The sequence below is a fragment of the Burkholderia sp. LA-2-3-30-S1-D2 genome (assembly GCF_001523915.2).
Classification (GTDB): domain Bacteria; phylum Pseudomonadota; class Gammaproteobacteria; order Burkholderiales; family Burkholderiaceae; genus Burkholderia; species Burkholderia diffusa.
Window position 1 is genome coordinate 2,322,475 of sequence record NZ_CP013383.1, and the last position, 20,609, is coordinate 2,343,083.

The following is a 20,609-nucleotide window of genomic DNA, read 5'->3' on the forward strand; positions in this document are numbered from 1 at the left end:
AGACGATTTCATGAGCACAACGTTCGATTACATCGTCGTCGGCGGCGGTTCGGGCGGCTGCGTCGTCGCGGGGCGCCTCACCGAGGACCCGGCCGTCACCGTCTGCATGCTCGAGGCCGGCGGCCGCGGCGACAACGCGATCGTCAACGCGCCGACCGGCGCGGTCGTGATGCTGCCGACCCGCGTGAACAACTGGGCCTTTGACACGGTGCCGCAGCCGGGGCTCGGCGGGCGCATCGGCTATCAGCCGCGCGGCAAGGCGCTCGGCGGTTCGTCCGCGATCAACGCAATGGTCTACATTCGCGGCCATCGCGTCGATTACGACGGCTGGGCCGCGCTCGGCAACGAAGGCTGGTCCTACGACGACGTGCTGCCGTACTTCCGCCTGAGCGAGCACAACGAGCGCTTCGACGACGCCTTTCACGGCCGCGACGGCCCGTTGTGGGTCAGCGACCTGCGCACCGGCAACCCGTTCCATGCGCGCTACCTGGAAGCGGCGCGACAGGCCGGCCTGCCGCTCACCGACGACTTCAACGGCGCGCAACAGGAAGGCGTCGGCCTGTACCAGGTCACGCAGAAGCACGGCGAGCGGTGGAGCGCAGCGCGCGCATACCTGCTGCCGCACATCGGCCGCCGCGACAACCTGACGGTCGAAACGCACGCGCAGGTGCTGCGCATCCTGTTCGATGGCACGCGCGCGACGGGTGTCGAGGTACGGCAGGGCGGCGAGGTTCGCACGCTGCGCGCGCGGCGCGAAATCGTGCTTGCGGCGGGCGCGCTGCAGACGCCGCAGCTGCTGATGCTGTCGGGCGTCGGTCCGGCCCGCGAACTGCAGCGGCTCGGCATTCCGGTGCGCACCGACCTGCCCGGCGTCGGCCGCAACCTGCAGGATCATCCGGACTTCATCCTCGGCTACCGCGTGCGCGGCGTCGACACGATGGGCGTGTCCGCGCGCGGCGGCCTGCGCATGCTGCGCGAGTTCGCGCGTTTTCGCCGCGAACGGCGCGGGATGCTGACGTCGAATTTCGCGGAAGGCGGCGGCTTCCTCAAGACGCGGCCCGGCCTCGATGCACCCGACATCCAGTTGCACTTCGTCGTCGCGCTCGTCGACGATCATGCGCGCCGGCTGCATGCCGGTCACGGGCTGTCGTGCCACGTGTGCCTGCTGCGGCCGCGCAGCCGCGGCTCGGTCACGCTGCGCAGCGCCGATCCGCTCGCCGCGCCGCGCATCGACCCCGCGTTCTTCGACGATCCGCGCGACCTCGACGACATGGTCGCCGGCTTCCGGCTCACGCGCACGCTGATGGAAGCACCGGCGCTCGCCGAATGGATCACGCGCGACATGTTCACCGCGAACGTGACGACCGACGACGAGATCCGCGACGTGCTGCGCCGGCGCACCGACACCGTGTATCACCCGGTCGGCACGTGCCGGATGGGACACGACGCGCTCGCGGTCGTCGATCCGCAATTGCGCGTGCATGGCGTCACGGGGCTGCGCATCGTCGATGCGTCCGTCATGCCGACGCTGATCGGCGGCAATACCAATGCGCCGACGATCATGATCGCCGAGAAGGCCGTCGACCTGATTCGAGACGTGCGGCGCGTGCCGGCACGATCATCCGCCAACGTGGAATGCGAAGCGGCGCTTGCGCCAGCGCATCGCGACGCCGTTCCTGCATCGTGTGATTCGCACGATGCGATTCATACCGAGGAGACCCGCCATGTCGTCGCCTGAAGCCTCCCGTTGCGCCGAACCGGCCGCGCCGCTGTCGGCGATCATCATCGGCGCCGGCTTCGCCGGCATCGGCATGGCAATCGCACTGCAACACGCCGGCATTCGCGACTTCGTGATCGTCGAACGCTCGCACGACGTCGGCGGCGTGTGGCGCGACAACCGCTACCCGGGCGCCGCGTGCGACGTGCCCTCGCATCTGTACTCGTTCTCGTTCGAGCCCAACCCGGACTGGTCGCGCGTATTCGCGCCGCAGCCAGAAATCCATGCGTACTTGCAGCATTGCGCGCGCAAGTACGGCCTCGCGCGCCATCTGCGTTTCGGCGCCGACGTCCAGCGCGCGCAGTATGACGAGGCCCGTGGGTTGTGGCACGTCACGCTCGCCGACGGCACGACGCTCAGCACCGCCATGCTCGTCAGCGGCACGGGACAATTGAGCCGCCCGGCGATGCCCGACCTGCCCGGCATCGACACGTTTCGCGGCCGCGCTTTCCACTCCGCGCACTGGGATCACGACTATCCGCTCGCGGGCAAGCGCGTCGCCGTGGTCGGCACCGGCGCATCGGCGATCCAGTTCGTGCCCGCGATCGCCGGCGACGTCGAGCGCCTCGTCGTGTTCCAGCGTTCGCCGGCCTACGTGATGCCGCGTCCGGACCGCGCGTATCGTCCGTGGGAGCGGGCGCTGTTCCGCCGGCTGCCGTGGACAATGAAGCTGCATCGCGCGTCGATCTACGTGCGCTACGAATCGCGTGCGATCGCGTTCACGCGGCTGCACGGGCTGATGGATGTCGCGGTCGGCCGGCCGTTTCTCAAGCTGCTCGCGCGCGACGTGCGCGACCCTGCGCTGCGCGAACGGCTGACGCCCGACTATCCGATCGGCTGCAAGCGGATCCTGCTGTCGAGCGACTACCTCGCCGCGATCGACCGCGACAATGTCGAGCTCGTCACGCAGCGCATCCGGCGCGTGACCGAGACCGGCATCGAGACCGACGACGGCGTGCATCATCCGGTCGACGCGATCGTCTACGGCACCGGTTTCGCGGCGACCGCGTTCCTGTCGCCGATGCGCATCACCGGCCGCGACGGCCTCGACCTGAACGACGCCTGGCGACGCGGCGCGCAGGCGTATCTCGGGCTCACGGTGCCGGGCTTCCCGAACTTCTTCATGCTGTACGGCCCGAACACCAACCTCGGCCACAACTCGATCGTCTACATGCTCGAAAGCCAGATCGCGCACGTGATGCGCTGCGTGCGCGCGCTGCGGCGCGACGGCGCACGCGCGATCGACGTCGATCCGCGCCGCTACCGACGCTACAACACGCACGTGCAGCAGCGGCTCGACGGCTCGGTGTGGAGCGGCTGCAAGAGCTGGTACGTCGATGCGTCCGGCCACAACAGCACGAACTGGCCCGGCTTCACGCTGACCTATCGATGGATCACGCGCTTCACAGGACTGTCCGCGTACCGCTTCACGCAGCCGCTGCCCGACACCGCCACGCCGGCACACGACGCCGTCACGCCGACGCACGGCACCGTTATCGCGCCGCCCGCCGGCCGCGTGGAAGCGCTTGCCGCCGCGTCGTTGCGCGGTTTCCTGCGCGTCGCGTTCCGGCCGCTGATCGGGCCGCCGTTCGGCGCGCGCATGCAGCGCCGCGTCGTCGCGTTGCTGTCGCCGCTGATGCCGGGTGCGAGCGGCACGCTGCGCTACCGGACGTCCGCCGCCGGCGTGCCGGTCGAAGTGATCGCGCCGAAGCACGGCGACGCGGGCGGCGCGATCCTCTACCTGCACGGCGGCGCGTTCTGTCTCGGCGGCCCCCATACCCATCGTGGCGTGACGACCCGGCTCGCGGCCGAAGCCGGCCTGCCGGTGTGGGTACCCGACTATCGGCTCGCGCCCGAGCATCCGAGCCCGGCGGCGTTGAACGACGCGCTGGCCGCATACGACGCGTTGCGCGTGCAGGGCTACGCGCCGCACCGGATCGTGATTGCGGGCGATTCGGCCGGCGGCGCGCTCGCGCTGGCACTGGCCATCGCGCTGCGCGAGCGCGGCGAGCCGGCCGCGGCCGCGCTGCTGCTGATCTCGCCCGTGACCGACCCGACGCTGGGTGGCGAGACGCTCGCATCGCGCCGCCACGACGATCCGATGATCCGGCGCGGCTGGCTCGAGCAGGGGTTGCGCTGGTATCACGGCGCAGGCTCGGCTGCGGCGCGCGGCCCGCTCGACACCGATCTGCGCGGCTTGCCGCCGATGCTGGTGCAGGCCGGCGATCAGGAAGTGCTGCTGTCGGATGCGCAGCGACTCGCGACGCATGCGCTCGCCTGCGGCGTGCCGTGCCGGCTCGAGATCCATACCGCGCGCTGGCACGTATTTCATCTGCAGGCGTTTTACCTGCGCTCGGCGCGGGACGCGTTGCGCACGCTGGCAGGGTTTGCTGCGCAGCGGGTAGCGGCGACGGCGACGACGCCGTGAAGTTCCGGCGTTGCCGGCAAGTGCTTCACGCCTGGCGAATACACGGCCGGCGTGCACATGGACATGCCCGTTGCGTGGGGCAAGCCGATCGACTTCTGCTCGCGGCACTCAAGACGGTCGGCCTGCACCTGTCCGTCGTCCCCGCGCAACCGGCGCACGCCCGATGCGCCGCACGCGCTTCAAGGCTGCACCATCCACACGAGCAGCATCGCGGCCGGCGCCGCGCTCATCCCCGCAGGCGGCTGTTCGATCGTCGGCTCGATCTTCAGCGCCTGCGCGATCGTCGCCGCATCGTCGACGGTCGTCGTGCGCACGATCGTCATCAGTCGCGCGGGCCGATGCAGCGTCTCGCGATACAGCGCGCCGTACCACAGCGGCCGCGTGCCGAGCGCGTCCTGCAGCACATACGGATAACGCCACAGCCGCAGTACGAGGCGGCTGTCCGGACGGGCCGGATCGACACGCACGAACACCCGGCGCGTGCTTTGGCCATGCGTGTAGCGCGGCAGCACGGGCAGCGCATCGGCCGGCGCCTGCGGCAGCAGCCAGCGCAGTGTCGTGGCGGGCGACCACGGCGTCGCGCGCTGCCAGCCGGCCAGCGACAGATGGCGATCGAGCGTGTCCGACGTCGCGCACCATTGCAGCGGCAGATATTCCTCGCGATCGCCGCCGATCTCGGAGCGCCGCGTCGGCACGCGCTGCCACCCGCCCCGCAGCCACTGATCGACGGTCATCGCGACGACGTCGCCCACGTGCGGACGCGCCGCCCGATCGAGCTGCCATTGCGCGGGCACGGTCCAGACGCCGGTCGTCGCGAGCACGACGAGCACCGCGACGAGTGCGCCCCGCGGCTGCACGTGCTCGCGCACGCGCCAGTACGAATAGGCGCCCGCCAGCATCGCGAACCACGCGAGCCCGAGGCTCCAGCCGCCGAGCAAGCCCGACAACCACGTATCGCCGACGTACAGTCGCGCGAAACCACCGAGCACGATCCACAGCACGACCGCCGTCACGACCGGGATGCGCCACAGCGCCGGCCGGTCGCGCGTGAGCACCCAGCCGATGCCGCTGCTCGCGAGCATCGCGAACGCCGCATCGGCGTCGGGCAGCGGCACGTGCAACGCGCCGGGCGGCAGGTTCGCGGGCATCGTGCCGGGCAAGCCGGCGCCAAACGCCGGCACGAGCACGACCGCGATGCCGACCGTCGCGAGCCACCATGCGGACGTCACCCAGCAGCGATGGATCATCAGCCAGACGAGAAACGCGGCCGCGACGATCAGCCCGGTATCGCGCCCGTGCAGCACCGCGAGCGCGCGCATCGCGGCATCCACGGGCGGCGTGCGCAGGTTCTGCAGGAACGCATACAGCGCGATGTCGGCGTGCATCAGCGGATCGTTCGCGACGACGTCCTGAACGATGCCGGCAAACAGCCACACGCAGCCGACGAACAGCAGCGCGAACACAGGCACCGCGCCCGGCAGCCGGCGCACGCGCACGAACATGTCGTGCACCCGCGCGCCGAACCGCGGCCAGCGGCGTATGCACGCGTACATGGCCGCGACGAGCGCGTGGTGCAGCAGCGGCCAGCCGCGCCGCAGCGCGACACGCACGCCGATCCACACGAGCGCGACCAGCGCGGCGACCACCAGCAGAATCGCGGCGACCCGCACGCTGATCGCCGCGGCCAGCAGCGCCGACGCGCCGAACAGGATGCCCGGCGCGATGTGCACCGGCGCCCAGATCAGCGCCGACACGACGTTGACCGGATAGAATGACCGGCGCGGCAGCGTCGCGCACCCCACGACCACCGGCACGACCGCGCGCACTGGCGCCAGGAAGCGCGCGAGCACGATGCTCTTCGTGCCGTGGCGCAGCACGAACTGCTCGCCGCGCGCATACGCATCCGCGTAGCCCAGCCGGACCCATCCATTCCGGATTGCACCGCGGTAGTGGCGTCCGAGCTCGTAGCTGATCCCGTCGCCGACGATCGCGCCGGCGGCCGCGACGCCGACGACCGTCCAGCCGTCGAGCGCGCCCGCGCCAATCAGCGTGCCGGCCGCGAACATCACGGCACCGGCCGGCACGACCGTGCCGATCAACGCGATCGCCTCGGCACAGGCCGTGGCGAACACGATCGCCAGCACCAGCGCCGGGTGCGCGCCAATCGCACTGAGCCACGCGTGGATCGTGTCGCTCATCGCGGGCCGCGCGGCGTGGCGGCGCGACGGGTCCGCATCGGGCCGGCGATGGCGTGAGGAAGGTTCATAGGCGTGTGTGCGCGTTCGCGCCGGCTGGCGGCGTCAGTCGAACTCGTGCTGCCGCGCGTCGGCCTCGAGCGGCGCGTCGTGGTAGCCGACGGTCGCGATCTCGTGCAGATAACGCGCGAGAAACGCGCCGATCGACCCGGCTTCCTCGTACTGATGCACATGGCGGAATTCGTGCGTGAGCAGGCGTCGCGTATCGTGGCCGCGCAGCACGAACACCGCATGGCCGAGCGTGAGGCCGATCGTCCCCGGCGACAGCAGACCGGTGTCGCGCGCGATCGCGCCCAGCGCCGGCGTGTCGGGGAACGGCAGCCGGTCGGCGACCACGACGCGGATTCGCTCCGGTTGCGCGACGCCCACGGTACGCGCGTCGTCGGCCTGCGCGGGCGTCAGCGGCACGCCCCGCACGAGCCCGTGAGCCGCCTGCGCGTCGGCCCACGCGACGGCGGCGGGCAACGCGGACGGCAGGATGTCGGCAAGATCGATCATCGTGGCGGCTCCTCGGGTCTGGACGATGCAATCGGGCACCAGTTTATCCCTGAATCAGGGTGGGCCGCGAGGCACGCCGTCTGCCCGGCCGTGACGATTCCTCGGGAATACCCTCCCCGTCTGCCCCTACCGCCCGAGCCATTTCACGACGATTATTTCGCTTCAAGACACATTCGACCCCCAGATGTCTCAAAAATGTCCCGCGGGAGCACCACTTCCCGATTCGGCGGCATATATTGATCGGAAGAACCGCCGCCGCGTCATCCAAAAGAGGGCCGCTAGATGATCAGGGTAATTCTGGCTGACGATCACGCAGTCATGCGAGACGGACTGCGTCACATCCTGGAAACGGCCGGCGGTTTCGAGATCGTCGGCGAGGCGAGCGACGGCGCGGCCACGCTCGCGCTGGCCGAGCGTTGCGCCGCCGACGTGCTGCTGCTCGACCTGTCGATGCCCGCGCCGACCGGTATCGAGCTGATCCGGCTAGTCAAGACGCAGGTGCCATCGCTGCGCATGCTGGTGCTGACGATGCATGCGGAAACGCAGTACGCGGCGCGCACGTTCAAGGCCGGCGCGACCGGCTACCTGACGAAGGACAGCGCGACCGCCGAACTCGTCCAGGCCGTCACCAAGGTCGCGGCCGGCGGCGTGTACGTGAGCGCGTCGGCGGCCGAAAGCCTCGCGCGCACGATGCGGGCGCCATCCCAAATCCTGCCGCACGAGCGGTTGTCCGAGCGCGAACTCGACGTGATGCGCCGCATCGTCGCGGGCCAGACGGTCACGCGGATCGCGGCGGACCTCACGCTGAGCGCGAAGACGGTCAGCACCTACAAGACGCGCATCCTCGAGAAGATGGAGCTGCCGCACGAAGCCGCGCTGGTGCGCTACGCGATGCGCCACGATCTCGATCTCGGCATCGACGACGCATGATGCCCGCATTGCGCTTCCGCCCGGCCGCGGCCGATGACGACGACACGTCGGAGCCGTCGCGCCTGTTCATGTCGTCGCTGCCGCCCGACCGGCGGGAGCGGCGGCTCGCGATTGCGACAGTCGTCGTGTCGGCCATGATCTTCATCGCCCTCGCGCCGTTCGCCGGCATGCCGCTTGCCCACGTGTCGGGCTTCATCCCCGTGTACCAGTCGGCGATCGTCGTCAACGACATGGTGACGGCCGGCCTGCTGCTCGGCCAGTACGCGATCCTGCGCGAGAAATCGCTGCTCGCGCTCGCCGGCGGCTACCTGTTCACGGGCTTCATGGCCGGCACGCACATGCTGACCTTTCCGGGGCTGTTCGCGCCGACGGGCCTGCTCGGCGCGGGTGAACAGACCACCGCGTGGCTTTATCTGTTCTGGCACGGTGGCTTTCCGCTGGCAGTCGCCGCATACGCGCTGCTGCGCGCGGCCCCGCGCGCGCATCCGCCGTCGCTCGAGCAGCGCCGCGCGGCGATTCCGCTCCTGCTTTGCATCGTCCTGACGGCCGGCGCGACCGGCGCGCTCGCACTGCTCGCGACCGCCGGCCACGACCTGCTGCCCCGCATCATGCAGGGCAACCGGATGGCCTCGACGATGACGAACGCGATCGCGGTCGTCTGGGCGCTGAATCTTGCCGCGCTCGTGCTGATGTGGCGGCAGCGGCGCCATCATTCCGTGCTCGACCTGTGGGTGATGATCGTGCTCGTCGCATGGCTGTTCGACATCGCGCTGTCGTCGATGCTGAACCACGGACGCTTCGACCTCGGCTTCTACGCCGGGCGGACCTACGGGCTCGTCGCGTCCGGCGTCGTGCTGTTCGCGCTGCTGTTCGAGAACGGCCGGCTGCATGCGCAGACGGTGCGCGCGCTGGCCGGCGCGCGCTATCAGCACCTGCTCGTCGTGCAGAAGAGCGCGCAGCTCAACGAGGCGAACGAACGGCTCGAGCAGCGTGTCGCAGCCCGCACCGCGCAGTTGAGCGCGTCGAACCGTGACCTGCGGCGCGAAGTCGAGGAGCGCGTGCGCGCGGAGCGGGCGCTGCAGGCGTCGCGCGAGGAGCTGCGCGAGATCGCGGCGATCAGCGCGAGCGCACGCGAGGCCGAACAGCGCCGCATCGCACGCGAACTGCACGACGAACTCGCGCAGACCCTCGCGACGCTGAAGAACGATCTCGAATGGCTGCTCGACCGCGTGCCGCAGGACGATGCGACGCTGGCGCGCAAGATCGCGGCGATGCATGCGCTCGCCCGCGGCGCGGTAACGGCCACGCGGCGCATCGCGTCGGACCTGCGCCCGCTGATGCTCGACGACCTCGGGTTTGCGGCCGCGATGCAATGGCTCGTGGAGGATTTCCGGCACCGACACGGCATGGCGTGCGCGCTGCACGTCGAGCCGGGCGAATTGCACCTCGACGAACCGTATGCGACGGCCGTGTTCCGCATCGCGCAGGAAGCGCTCGCGAACGTCGCGCGGCACGCGGCCGCGTCGAGCGCGACCGTGGCGCTCGTTTATCGTGACGAGACGATCACGCTGACGATTCGAGACGACGGTGCGGGATTCGATCCCGGTGCGCCGCGCAAGTCGGGATCGTTCGGGCTGGTCGGTTTGCGCGAGCGCGCGTATCTCGTCGGCGGGACGCTGCGGATCGATACGACGCTCGGCGAGGGAACGACGGTGGAGGTGGACATCCCGGTGGCGTCGGCGCATGTGGCGATCGCGCATGAAGCACCGGGGGCGTCGCGGACGCAGGGGTAAGGGTGAGGATGCAGCGGCGGAATGCCGCTGCGGGGGTCAGTCGTCGTCCTTTCCCGCTGGTGACGAACGGTCAGGATGGTGAGTTGTTCGAACGTTTTCGTCGAGCGCTGCCATTCGCCTGATCGGTCTCCATCGCCGCGCGTGCGGCTTTCAGCATCGTCCCAGGTTGGATCTGGACATCGCCCGCTCCGATCGCGACCACGCGACCAGCGCGCCGATCCCGAGCAGCGCGAGGCACACGATCGGCACGATCATCGGGCCGAACGCGGTGCCCGTCACCTTGCCCGCGAACGGCATCAGGTTCTGGCTGAAGAAGCCGCCGAGGTTGCCGATCGAGTTGATCGCCGCGACGCTTGCCGCAGCACGCGCGCCGGTGAAGTAGCGCGGCGGCATCGACCAGAAGCAGGGATACAGCAGCGGAATGCACGCACCGCCGAGCACGAGCGCGATGAAGCGCAGCGGCGTCGACGGCAGCACGAGGCTCAGCAGGAAGCCGAGCGCACCGAGCGCCGCGACGATCGCGATCGTGCGCAGGATGCTCTTCGCGCGGCGCAGCTTCGACGGCAGCCACAGCAGCAGCAATACCGCGAGCGCCCACGGCAGCATGCTCAACAAGCCGTTCGTGCTGCTCGACACGCCGAACGACTTGACGATCGTCGGCAGCCAGTACGTGACGCCGTACAACGACGTCGACATCAGCATGTAGGTCGCCGCGAACAGCATCACGCGCGGATCGAGTAGCGCCTTCCACGGCTGAGCATGCTCGGCCTGCGCCGGCTTCTCGCGTTCGAGCGCGGCCGCGACGATCTGCTTCTCGCGTTCGTCGAGGAACGGCGCATCGCGGAACGACGCCGGCAGCACGCGAAACACGACGATCGCGACGATCACCGCCGGGATGCCCGTCGCCACGAACACCCACTGCCAGCCCGCGAGCCCCCACACGCCGTTCAGGCCCAGCAGCACGCCGCCGACCAGCGAGCCGAGCATGTTCGCGAGCGCGCTGCCCAGCGTGAAGATGCCGAGCACCTTCGCGCGGTAGCTCTGCGGAAACCACAGCGTCAGGTAATAGATCACGCCCGGATAGAAGCCGGCCTCCGCGATCCCGAGCAGGAAGCGCAGCGAACAGAACGCGGGCATCGACGTCGTGAAGCCCATCAGCACGGTGATGAGGCCCCACGTCAGCATGATCCGCGCAAGCCACACGCGTGCGCCATAGCGATGCAGCGCGAGCGTGCTCGGCACCTCGAACAGCAGGTAGCCGATGAAGAACAGCGACGACGCGAGACCGAACGCGGCCTCGGTCATCCCGAGGCTGTGCACCATCTGCAATTTCGCGAAGCCGACGTTCTGCCGGTCGATGAACGCGATCAGGAACATCACGACGAGGATGGGCAGCAGGCGCCGCGCCATCTTCGACATGATGCGCTGCTCTTCGGCGGACGCGGGGTCCAGGGTTTCGGTGGTATTCACTGCGGGCTCCTCCGTGAATCGGTTGCTTGTCGGTTGAATCGGCGCCGCGCGCGATGCACGCGCGGGCGCGGGGGTGTTCGATGAAATCGGGGTCCGGCGACGGACGGCGGCGATCAGCCGGTCCGGTAGTCGTCGAGCATCGGCGCGAACATCTCGTGCCATGCGCGCGGCTTCGCCTTGATCGTGCCGGCGAGATACAGGAATTCGACGTAGTCCATCAGCTGGTTCGGCCGCACCGAGAATCGCGTGTCCGGCGCGGCGAGCATCTGCATCACGTCGTCGTGCGACACGCCGACACCCGACGAGGCCGCATACAGCGCGGCCGCCGCGCGCGGGTCCTGCGCGATCAGGCGGTTCGCTTCGTCGAGCGCGCCGAGAAATGCCGAGGCCAGCGCGGGTTCCGTATCGACGAGCCGCTTCGGCGCGAACACGACGTCGAGCGTCAGCGGGCCGAGCACGTCGACCGAATTCACGACGCGATGAATGCCCGGCTGCCGCAACTCGAGGGTCGAGAACGGCGGTGACGTGAAGTGCGCCGTGACGCCGTTCTCGCGGCGGATCAGCGCCTGCATCGCTTGCGGATGCGGCAGGTTCACGGTGATCGAATCGAGTTGCGCGAAATGCTTCGCGCCGAGCTGGCGGCTCGCGACCATCTGCAGCACGACCGCCGACAGCGACGTGCGGATGCCCGGTACGGCGATCCGGTCGGACGGCGTGAAGTCGCGCAACGACGCAAGACCCGGCCGATTCGCATTGAGCGACAGCGACGTCGTGGACAATCCGCTGATGCCGATCACCTCGACGTTCGGAATCCCCCGTGCCCGCGCCCACAGCTCGATGAAGCCCGGCGCGCCGGCGCCCGCGAAATCGAGCGTGCCGGCCATCATCGCGTCGTTGACGGAATTGCCGCCGTCGAGCAGCACCCAGTCGACCGCGACCTCGCGCACGCCGTGCCGCGCCGCGTGCTGCTCGAACAAGCGCTGCTTCTCCATCACGAGCAGCGGCAGGTACAGCACGCCGTAGCCTTTCGATATCCGCACCGTGCGCGGCTTCGCGCGCACCAGCGACGGTGCGGCAAGCATGCCGAGGCCGGCGGCGAGCAACGCGCGGCGGCGGGGCGACGTCGTCATGCGCACGCCTGCGTACCGCGGGCGGCAAGCGACGACGCGGCAGCCCGCGTCAGGTTTCGCCGTGCATTCGGCCGCGCCTTCGTCGTGCCCGTGACATGCTGCATGTTGCCGTCTCCTCTGGTATTAATGCCGTGATCGCTCGTTCCGGCTGAACACAGGTTATCGAGCGAGTCTGAGAAAATGCTGACATCCCGGCCCCGGGAAAACCCCTAACTCATCTACCTGCAAACGGCACCATGCGCATTCTCGTCGTGGAGGACGATGCCGAAATCGGCGCGGCGATCCGCAGCCGCCTCGCGCGGCTCGGCCACGCCGTCGATCTCGAAACCGACGGCTCGACCGCGAACGGATTGCTGCGCGTCGAGCGCTTCGACCTCGTCGTGCTCGATGCGAACCTGCCCGGCCTCGACGGCTTCTCGGTGCTGCGCAACCTGCGCGCGTCGGGCAGCACGACGCCGGTGCTGCTCGTTACCGCGCGTTCCGCGATCGACGACCGAGTGAGCGGCCTGGGCCTCGGCGCCGACGACTATCTCGTGAAGCCGTTCGACTACCGCGAGCTCGATGCGCGCGTGCAAGCGCTGCTGCGCCGCAACAGCGGCCATGCGAATGACGTGCTGACGCTCGGCGGCCTCGTGATCGACCGCAGCAGCCGGCTTGCCGAACTCGACGGCCAGCCGCTGTCGCTGTCGCGCCAGGAATTCGCGCTGCTCGAGATTCTCGCAAGCCGCCCGCAGCGGATCTTCTCCAAGGACGAACTGCTGAACCAGCTGTTCAGCTTCGGCAACGAGCCGACCGTGAACGCGGTCGAGCAGTACGTGACACGCGTGCGCAGGAAGCTGCAGGGCAGCTCGGTCGAGATCCGCACCGCGCGCGGGATGGGGTATCAGATTGCCGCGCATTGACTGGTTCCCGAAGACCCTGTTCGGGCGCACGCTGCTGTTCATCGCGCTCGTCGTCGCGACCGGCGCGCTCGCGCTCGCGGTGATCGCGCGCTACTACGCGGGCGTCGCGGCCGAACGCGCGTACGACCAGTTGCTCGCCGGCGCGTCGATCCAGGTCGCGGAGAACCTCTACGTGCAAGGCGGCGTGCTCGCGCTGAACCCGCCCGTCGCCGCGCTGTCGACGCTGTCGCGCTACGACCTCGTCTACTACAAGGTCGTCGATTCGCGCGGTGTCGTCGTGGCCGGCTACAACGATCTCGCGAGCCCCGCGACGCTCGCCGCCGCGAAACAGGGCCCCGCGTTCGCGAACGCCGTCTACCAGGGGCACCGGATCCGCACGGCGACCATCGCGCGCTACATGCCCGAGGAAAGCACGCCCGGCTGGGCGCTCGTGACCGTTGCGCAAACCACCAACGCGCGCCAGCAGCTCACGAACGACATGAGCATCAAGGTGTGGACGCTGATCCTGCTGATGAGCGTGCTCGCGATCGGCGCGAGCGGCCTCGCGATCCGGCGCGGCCTGCGCCCGCTCGCGCAGATCGGCACGCTCATCGCCGCGCGCGACCCGGCCGACCTGCGGCCCGTGGCCGTCGACACCCCGAGCGAGATCGACGCGATCATCGGCTCGATCAACGGGTTGATACACCGCCTGGCCGAGCGCATCAACGCAATGCAGCGCTTCATTGCCGACGCCGCGCATCAGATGCGCACACCGCTCGCGCGGCTCGACGCGCAGATCGAATTACTCGACGGGGAATCCGATCCCGCGCGCCATGCGGCACGGCTCGACGCGCTGCGCGCGACCAGCGCGGACGTCGGCCGCCTCACGGGGCAGTTGCTCAATCATGCGATGGTGATTCATCGCACCGAGGTCGTGCCGCTGCAACCCGTCGAACTCGTCGCGCTTGCGAAGGACGTGCTCGGCCGCACGATTCCGCTCGCGGACACGCGCGATGTGGCCGTCGCGTTCGCGAGCGACGCCCCGCATGCGTGGATCGACGGCGATGCGATCAGCCTGCAAGAAGCGTTGTCGAACGTGCTGCACAACGCGCTGCTGCATGGACATGCAGACGATATCGTCGTGTCGGTCGCCAGCGCGGGCAACGCGGATCAAGCGGTGACGCTGACCGTCACCGACAACGGGCGGGGGATTCCGCGCGAGCATTGGGAGGCGGCATTGCAGCCGTTCGTGCGGATCGCGCCGGACGGCAGCGAGCGTCGAACCGGGTCGGGGCTCGGGCTCGCGATCGTGCAGGAAGTCATGAAAGCGCACGGCGGGCGCATCGGGTTCGCGTTTCCGGACGCCGGCGGGTTCGCGGTGGTGATGACGTTTCCGAGGGCGGCGACGCAGCGCGCAGGCAAAGCTTAGGTTACCGTAGGATCTGACGCACGACCGATCGAACGCCACATGGCGACTGACGCTCAGTCGTCGCTGTCGCGATCGTCGTCGGCATTGTGCCCCTCATGTCGCGCACCAGCCGGTCCATACTGGCGGTCGCAGAACGGCCACCACAACGTGTCGACGTCGGCGCGTTTCCTGACATCCGCAGCATCGCAACTTCAGCAATAGCAATGCAACTGGATAGCTACGCCTTGTGCGTCGACAGCAGAATGCTCGTCTCGGTACTCGCGATGCCGTCGATCAGCCGGATCGCGCCGAGCACGCGATCGAAATGCTCGAGCGAATCGGCATGCAGCTCGGCGACGAGATCCCAGCGGCCGTTGGTGCTGTGGATCGACGCGACATTCGGATGCCCGCGCAGCACCTTCACCACCTCGGCGCCGCGATTGCCCTGCACCGCGATCGACATCAGCGCGCGGATCCGGTGCCGTTCGGCCGCCGGCTTGAGCCGCACCGTATATCCGACGATCACGCCGTTTTTCTCCAGCCGCGTCAGCCGGTTCTGCACGGTCGCGCGCGCGACGCGCAACTCCTTCGCCAGGGTGACGACGGGCAGTCGCGCGTTGTCGCGCAGCAGCGCGATCAGCTGCCGGTCGACGTCGTCGAGCGTGATCATGACGGGGCCTTCCTGTTGAGCGTGAACCGGCCGCCAGCGTGCCGGAGGCTGCGCATTCCGACCAGCGCGAACCTGTCAAACTGCCGGACATGGCTGGCATTTTGACAAGTCTATCGATAAATCTGCCACTTTTGCCGTCTTTTTGTTGGCTCGACTCCCGGAAATAATGACTCCATCGACCGGCCGAATACGCCGTGCCGCCGCTTTTCAGCAAGCCCGCGCCCGCACCGAAGCATCGCCCGGTCGACCGGAATGCCAGGACACCCGTACCGGCAAAGACAATGGAGACAGACCGATGACCCGCTTCCTCGACGTTCCCGCCACCGCCCGCCTGATCGCCAAAACCGGCGTCACGACGTTCCTGCGCGAACTCGTCGACACGCTGCGCGCCGATTACCTGCAGTGGGCCGATTTCGACAAGTCGCCGCGCGTCGCATGCCACTCGCGCGACGGCGTGATCGAACTGATGCCCGTCGCGAACGCGTCGCTGTTCGCGTTCAAATATGTGAATGGCCACCCCGTCAACGCGACGCGCGGGATGCACACGGTGATGGCATTCGGCGCGCTCGCCGAAGTCGATACCGGCTACCCGCTGCTGCTCGCCGAACTCACGCTGACGACCGCGCTGCGCACGGCCGCCACGTCGGTGCTCGCCGCGCAGGGTCTCGCACGGCCCGACTCGCGCACGATGGCACTGATCGGCAACGGCGCGCAGAGCGAATTCCAGGCGATCGCGTTCCACACGCTGCTCGGCATCGACGAAATCCGCGTGTTCGACGTCGATCCGCTCGCGACCGACAAGCTCGTGCAGAACCTCGCCGCATACCCTGAATTGCGCGTCGTGCGCGCCGCATCGACCGCCGACGCCGTGCGCGGCGCCGACATCGTGACGACCGTCACCGCCGACAAGGCGTACGCGACGATCGTCACGGCCGACATGATCGAGCCCGGCATGCACCTGAACGCGGTCGGCGGCGATTGCCCCGGCAAGACCGAGCTTGAAGCGGGCGTGCTGCAGGCGGGCCGCGTGTTCGTCGAATTCGAGCCGCAGTCGCGCATCGAAGGCGAGATCCAGCAGATGCCGGCCGACTTCCCCGTCACCGAACTGTGGCGCGTGCTGCAACGCGAAACGACCGGCCGCGAACGCGCGGACGAAGTCACCGTGTTCGACTCGGTCGGCTTCGCGCTCGAGGACTACTCGGCGCTGCGCTACCTGTACGCGCTCGCGCAGCAGCACAACGCCGGTGTCGAGATCGCGCTGATTCCGCCGGCCGTCGACCCGAAGAACCTGTTCGCGCTGATCGAAGACCCGGCCGCGATCGCGCAGGGTCACGCGGCGTTCGTCACCGAAGCCGTCGCCGCATTCGCGCGCTGACCGTCATCGCCGGGCGGCCCGTGCGCTGCCCGGTTCCCTGCCTTTCGCTCCTGCCTTCCATGAATCTCGTATCGATCCAGGCGCCGGCCGCCGTCGTGATGATCCGGCCGCACCGTTTCCTGCCGAACCCGCAGACCGCGGCCGACAACGCGTTCCAGCGCACGACCGGCGGCGGCTCGACCGACACGTCGTCGGTGTCCGCCGCCGCACGCGACGAAGTCACGGCCGCCGCGCAGACGCTCGCCGATGCGGGCGTGCGCGTGCACGTGTTCGACGACCACGGCGAGCGCGACACGCCCGATTCCGTGTTCCCGAACAACTGGTTCTCGACGCATCCGGGCGGCCACGTCGCGCTGTATCCGATGCACAGCCCGAACCGCCGCCGCGAGCGGCGTGCGGACATCGTCGAGATGCTGAAGGCCGAGTATCGCGTGCAGGACGTGATCGACTATTCGGGTCTCGAATACGACGACGTGTTCCTGGAAGGCACCGGCGCGATGGTGCTCGACCACGTCGCGCGGATCGCCTATACCGCACGGTCGCGCCGTGCCGATCCGGTCGCGCTCGAACGCTTCTGCACGCATTTCAATTTCGAGCCGATCTGCTTCGATACGGCCGACGCCGACGGGCGCCCGATCTATCACACGAACGTGATGATGAGCGTCGCGACGGAGTTCGCGATGGTCGGCCTCGACCTGATCGCCGACGGCCGGCGCCGCGTCGAGATCGCGCAACGCCTGACCGAAACGGGACGTGCGGTGATCGCACTCGATCAGTCGCAGATCGCGAACTTCGCAGGCAATACGCTGGAATTGTCGGGAAGCAACGGGCGTGTGCTTGCGCTGTCACGACGTGCGTTCGATTGCCTCACACCTGACCAGCGTGCGGTGATCGAGCGCTCCGCGCGGCTGCTGCCGCTCGACGTGCCGACGATCGAACTGGCCGGCGGATCGGTGCGCTGCATGCTCGCGGGGATTCATCTCGCGCGGCGGGCGGCGGCGCGGGATGCGATCGCCGCGGAGTCGGCCGCATTGCCACGCGAGACGACGCCGCCTATCTGACCGACAGGCTCACAAAGCGCAAACGGCTGCCGATGCAATGCAACGGCAGCCGTTTTTTGTTCGAAGGGCATTGAATCGGCGCGCGTCACCCCGCATCGGCAACGCCGCGAAATGCTCCGGTATCCGAACGATACCGGAGCACATCGCGCCACTCACCCGGCCAGCAGCTTCAACCCGGCCGGCAGCGTTTCGCCGAACACGCGCGCCGTGTCGGCTTCGTCGAACGCGATCGCTTCGCGCACCATGTCGATCCATGCGGCCGACACATTCGCGGCCGACAGACGCTTGATCACCGCGTCGCGCGTATCGTCCGGCAGGTCGCGTGAACGGTCGCCCGTCATCCGGGCAATCTGCGCGGCCGCGAACGCGGCCGGCTCGACCTGCTTCCAGTCGAGCGCGAACAGCGCGTCGAGCCAGCCATTGACGACTTCCGCAGGCACGACGCTATGCGCGCTGCCGTAGAACGGCCGGCGCGCACCGATGCGCCCGAGCGCCCACGCACACAGCGCACGCTCGGCCGGCTTCTGCAATTGCGCGATCAGGCGCTCGGCCAGCTCGACCTTGCGCTCGACGGGCAATCGTTCGAGCGACGCGGACAGCCGCGTCATGTCGGCCGGGCCGACCTTGCCCGGATCGAACGGCAGCTTGCGCCGCTTGTCGTCGGACGGTTCGAGGAACGCGATCGCGTCGCGCACCTGCGTCTGCGCATCGTCGTCGAGGCCGCCGGCCACGCGCCGCCACAGCGTCCACCACTCGGACCACACCTGCCCGTCGTTCACGTATTGAATGCCGTCGTCGAACAGCGGCCACAGCTGCTCGATGCGCCATGCGTCGAGCGGATGGCCGAAGCCCGGGCGCAGGCAATAACCGGCGAGGTTCAGCCACGCGCGTTCGTGATCGGCCGAGCGACGGCGGCGCCGCGCCCGCGCAAGCAGCGCGTCGAACAGTTCGCGCGCGAGCGCGACGTCCCACTCTTCGCGCGGGCCGAGCACCTGTTCGAGCTGCGCGCGCAACCGGCGCGTGTCCTTCGGCGTGACGTCCGCGGCCTTGCTGCCGAACGAGCGCTCGATCAGTTCGATGGCCTGGTCGAGACGCGGATGCCGCGCGGATGCATCGTCGCCGCCGTGCGCCGGCGCGTCGCCGCGCAACTGGAATTCGAGCCGCCAGCGGCGTGCCGCGTCGTCGGTCGCGATGCAGTGCATTTCGAGCGTGCCGACCTCGGTCAGCGACGCGGTGAGCTTCACCGGCGTTTCGCGCGCATCGCTGCCCGCCTGCCGCTCGACGACCGTCGCGATCGGCGGCAGCCGCACGAAATCGCCGCCATCGAGTGCGACGAGATCGCCGGGACGGTACGCGGTGTCGGCCACCGTCGACACGAGGTGGAAACGCACCGGCTGCCCGAGCTGCAGCGCGAAGGTACGATCCTCCAGCCGGATCTCGCGGCCCTCTTCCGCTCCGCGCGGCAGCAGGCAGACGCCGCGCGCGGCTGCGTCGCCGGCACCGTCGTCCAGCACGAGGAAATAGCTGCGCGCGGAACCGCCGCCGATGCGCGGCGCGTGCCCGGCGCGCGCGAGGCCATACGCCACCGCGCCGCGCGCGACGGCCACGTCCGGATGCGCGTTGTGCAGTACGTCGAGCGGCGCGCCGCGCCACGCGCCGAGCGTCTGCGCGAGACGGCCGGCGAGCGCGCCCGCACGGAACACGCCGCCGTTGAGCAGCAGCGTGTCGGGCAGCGGGCCTTCCGCGTGACGGTTCAGGAACGCGGCGACGTGCCGCGTGACGGCAGGGTCGCTCGCATACGGCAACCCGAATTCGACGATCGCCGCCCGCGCGCGGCGCGGCAGTTCGCCGGCCTCGACCTGCGGAAAGAAACCGTCGACGACGATCTGTTCGACTTCCTGCCGTGTCAGTTCGGCCGAACGTGCACCGCCGACGAGCTTGCTGCCCGCGCCGAGCAGCGTGACGGTGACGGACGCCGGTGCATCGTCGCCGAGCAGCCGCTCCTTCGCGGCACGGCAACGCTCGACGAGCTGCGACAGGCTCGCGGCCGACAGCCGCGTACCGGGCTCGGTCAGCCGCGTTTCGACCAGGCGCGCAAGCGCGAGGTCCATGTTGTCGCCGCCGAGCATCAGGTGATTGCCGACGCCGACGCGCGTAAAGGTCGGCTCGCCGCCGTCGCCCGGTGCGACATCGACGAGCGTGAGATCGGTCGTGCCGCCGCCGACGTCGCAGATCAGCACGCGCCGCGCGTCGGCGAACGTGTCGCGCAGCGTTTCGCGCTGGCCGTACAGCCAGTCGTAGAACGCGGCCTGCGGCTCTTCCAGCAGCCGCAGCGCGGGCAGCTTCGCGCGCCGCGCGGCCTCGACCGTCAACGCGCGCGCGCCGTCGTCGAACGACGCGGGCACCGTCAGGATCACGTCCTGCTTCGCGAGCGGCGCATCGGGAAAACGGGCATCCCACGCGTCGCGCACGTGCGCGAGATAGCTCGCGCTCGCGTCGACCGGCGACACCTTGTCGACGCCGTCGGCCGCGCCCCATGGCAGGATCGCGGCGAGCCGGTCGACCGATGCGTGCGACAGCCAGCTCTTCGCGCTCGTCACGAGCCGGCCCGGCACCTGCGCGCCGAGCGTGCGCGCATAGCGGCCGATCACGGGCGGCAGCGCGTCACCAGCGGCGCCGTCACGGCCGCCACCCGAACGGGCGGCCGCGTCGCGCGCGCCGGCCGCCTGCCACGGCAACCTCAGCGCGTCCGCCGCGAGCTCACCGGCCGCCGGGTGATAGCGGACCGACGGCAGCAGCGGCTGCGCGGCCACCGCGCCGGGGCCGACCAGTTGCTCGACGTCGAACACGCGGATCGCGTCGGAGCCGGCTTCGACGTACGCGACGACCGTGTTGCTCGTGCCGAGGTCGATGCCGACCGTATAGCGCTTCAT

At 69.3% G+C, this 20,609-nt stretch carries 14 protein-coding genes; 8 read left to right on the forward strand and 6 right to left on the reverse strand.

Annotation, left to right across the window (positions count from 1 at the left end; translation table 11 throughout):
* Nucleotides 1-10 precede the first annotated feature (10 nt).
* Nucleotides 11-1,738 (forward strand): GMC family oxidoreductase, encoded by a 1,728-nt coding sequence (locus WS66_RS10655; protein WP_059601239.1) that lies wholly within the window; start codon nucleotides 11-13, stop codon nucleotides 1,736-1,738.
* Complete coding sequence (locus tag WS66_RS10660; RefSeq protein ID WP_059601237.1) at nucleotides 1,725-4,205, forward strand: flavin-containing monooxygenase; 2,481 nt, start codon at nucleotides 1,725-1,727, stop codon at nucleotides 4,203-4,205. The genes WS66_RS10655 and WS66_RS10660 overlap by 14 nt, the downstream gene beginning before the upstream one ends.
* Nucleotides 4,206-4,384: 179 nt before the next feature.
* On the opposite strand, the gene WS66_RS10665 is transcribed toward WS66_RS10660, so the two are convergent.
* Together WS66_RS10665 and WS66_RS10670 are read right to left on the reverse strand one after the other, a co-directional pair.
* Entirely contained in the window at nucleotides 4,385-6,403 is a 2,019-nt protein-coding gene (locus WS66_RS10665) for an LssY C-terminal domain-containing protein (protein ID WP_059601235.1), read from the reverse strand.
* Between the two features lie 102 nt (nucleotides 6,404-6,505).
* A complete protein-coding gene (locus WS66_RS10670) occupies nucleotides 6,506-6,958 on the reverse strand; it encodes a hypothetical protein (RefSeq protein ID WP_059601233.1) in 453 nt (150 codons plus the stop codon).
* A 282-nt stretch (nucleotides 6,959-7,240) separates the two neighbouring features.
* On the opposite strand from WS66_RS10670, the gene WS66_RS10675 reads away from it, so the two are divergent.
* On the forward strand, nucleotides 7,241-7,888 hold the full coding sequence (locus WS66_RS10675; RefSeq protein ID WP_059601231.1) for a response regulator: 648 nt from the start codon (nucleotides 7,241-7,243) through the stop codon (nucleotides 7,886-7,888).
* Complete coding sequence (locus WS66_RS10680) at nucleotides 7,885-9,681, forward strand: sensor histidine kinase (protein WP_059601229.1); 1,797 nt, start codon at nucleotides 7,885-7,887, stop codon at nucleotides 9,679-9,681. The genes WS66_RS10675 and WS66_RS10680 overlap by 4 nt, the downstream gene beginning before the upstream one ends.
* A 150-nt stretch (nucleotides 9,682-9,831) precedes the next feature.
* Here the strand turns inward: WS66_RS10680 and WS66_RS10685 are convergent, their stop codons facing one another.
* The gene (locus WS66_RS10685; RefSeq protein WP_059601227.1) at nucleotides 9,832-11,151 is read right to left on the reverse strand and encodes an MFS transporter; all 1,320 of its coding nucleotides are present in this window, start codon (nucleotides 11,149-11,151) and stop codon (nucleotides 9,832-9,834) included.
* Nucleotides 11,152-11,264: 113 nt separating this feature from the next.
* Nucleotides 11,265-12,281: an ABC transporter substrate-binding protein gene (locus WS66_RS10690; protein WP_059601225.1), complete on the reverse strand. Its 1,017-nt coding sequence runs from the start codon at nucleotides 12,279-12,281 to the stop codon at nucleotides 11,265-11,267.
* 236 nt (nucleotides 12,282-12,517) lie between these two features.
* Between WS66_RS10690 and WS66_RS10695 the strand changes: the two genes are divergently transcribed.
* Both WS66_RS10695 and WS66_RS10700 read left to right on the forward strand, forming a co-directional pair.
* A complete protein-coding gene (locus WS66_RS10695) occupies nucleotides 12,518-13,183 on the forward strand; it encodes a response regulator transcription factor (protein ID WP_059601224.1) in 666 nt (221 codons plus the stop codon).
* Nucleotides 13,170-14,591: a sensor histidine kinase gene (locus WS66_RS10700; protein ID WP_059601222.1), complete on the forward strand. Its 1,422-nt coding sequence runs from the start codon at nucleotides 13,170-13,172 to the stop codon at nucleotides 14,589-14,591. The genes WS66_RS10695 and WS66_RS10700 overlap by 14 nt, the downstream gene beginning before the upstream one ends.
* A 217-nt stretch (nucleotides 14,592-14,808) precedes the next feature.
* Here WS66_RS10700 and WS66_RS10705 read toward each other — a convergent pair whose 3' ends face one another.
* Entirely contained in the window at nucleotides 14,809-15,240 is a 432-nt protein-coding gene (locus WS66_RS10705) for an Lrp/AsnC family transcriptional regulator (protein ID WP_059601220.1), read from the reverse strand.
* A gap of 295 nt (nucleotides 15,241-15,535) precedes the next feature.
* Between WS66_RS10705 and WS66_RS10710 the strand changes: the two genes are divergently transcribed.
* Both WS66_RS10710 and ctlX read left to right on the forward strand, forming a co-directional pair.
* A complete protein-coding gene (locus WS66_RS10710; RefSeq protein ID WP_059601218.1) occupies nucleotides 15,536-16,615 on the forward strand; it encodes an ornithine cyclodeaminase in 1,080 nt (359 codons plus the stop codon).
* A 59-nt stretch (nucleotides 16,616-16,674) separates the two neighbouring features.
* Nucleotides 16,675-17,676 carry a citrulline utilization hydrolase CtlX gene (gene ctlX, locus WS66_RS10715; protein WP_059601216.1) on the forward strand — a complete coding sequence of 334 codons (1,002 nt, stop codon included), beginning with the start codon at nucleotides 16,675-16,677 and terminating at the stop codon, nucleotides 17,674-17,676.
* Nucleotides 17,677-17,828: 152 nt separating this feature from the next.
* Here ctlX and WS66_RS10720 read toward each other — a convergent pair whose 3' ends face one another.
* A complete protein-coding gene (locus tag WS66_RS10720; protein WP_059601214.1) occupies nucleotides 17,829-20,609 on the reverse strand; it encodes an Hsp70 family protein in 2,781 nt (926 codons plus the stop codon).

What these genes read in the sequence shown, in the direction of transcription:
- WS66_RS10655 (WP_059601239.1), top strand. Translation starts at nt 11, where the DNA reads ATGAGCACAACGTTCGATTACATCGTCGTCGGCGGCGGTTCGGGCGGC.
- WS66_RS10660 (WP_059601237.1), top strand. Translation starts at nt 1,725, where the DNA reads ATGTCGTCGCCTGAAGCCTCCCGTTGCGCCGAACCGGCCGCGCCGCTG.
- WS66_RS10665 (WP_059601235.1), bottom strand. Translation starts at nt 6,403, where the DNA reads ATGAGCGACACGATCCACGCGTGGCTCAGTGCGATTGGCGCGCACCCG.
- WS66_RS10670 (WP_059601233.1), bottom strand. Translation starts at nt 6,958, where the DNA reads ATGATCGATCTTGCCGACATCCTGCCGTCCGCGTTGCCCGCCGCCGTC.
- WS66_RS10675 (WP_059601231.1), top strand. Translation starts at nt 7,241, where the DNA reads ATGATCAGGGTAATTCTGGCTGACGATCACGCAGTCATGCGAGACGGA.
- WS66_RS10680 (WP_059601229.1), top strand. Translation starts at nt 7,885, where the DNA reads ATGATGCCCGCATTGCGCTTCCGCCCGGCCGCGGCCGATGACGACGAC.
- WS66_RS10690 (WP_059601225.1), bottom strand. Translation starts at nt 12,281, where the DNA reads ATGACGACGTCGCCCCGCCGCCGCGCGTTGCTCGCCGCCGGCCTCGGC.
- WS66_RS10695 (WP_059601224.1), top strand. Translation starts at nt 12,518, where the DNA reads ATGCGCATTCTCGTCGTGGAGGACGATGCCGAAATCGGCGCGGCGATC.
- WS66_RS10705 (WP_059601220.1), bottom strand. Translation starts at nt 15,240, where the DNA reads ATGATCACGCTCGACGACGTCGACCGGCAGCTGATCGCGCTGCTGCGC.
- WS66_RS10710 (WP_059601218.1), top strand. Translation starts at nt 15,536, where the DNA reads ATGACCCGCTTCCTCGACGTTCCCGCCACCGCCCGCCTGATCGCCAAA.
- ctlX (WP_059601216.1), top strand. Translation starts at nt 16,675, where the DNA reads ATGAATCTCGTATCGATCCAGGCGCCGGCCGCCGTCGTGATGATCCGG.
- WS66_RS10720 (WP_059601214.1), bottom strand. Translation starts at nt 20,609, where the DNA reads ATGAAGCGCTATACGGTCGGCATCGACCTCGGCACGAGCAACACGGTC.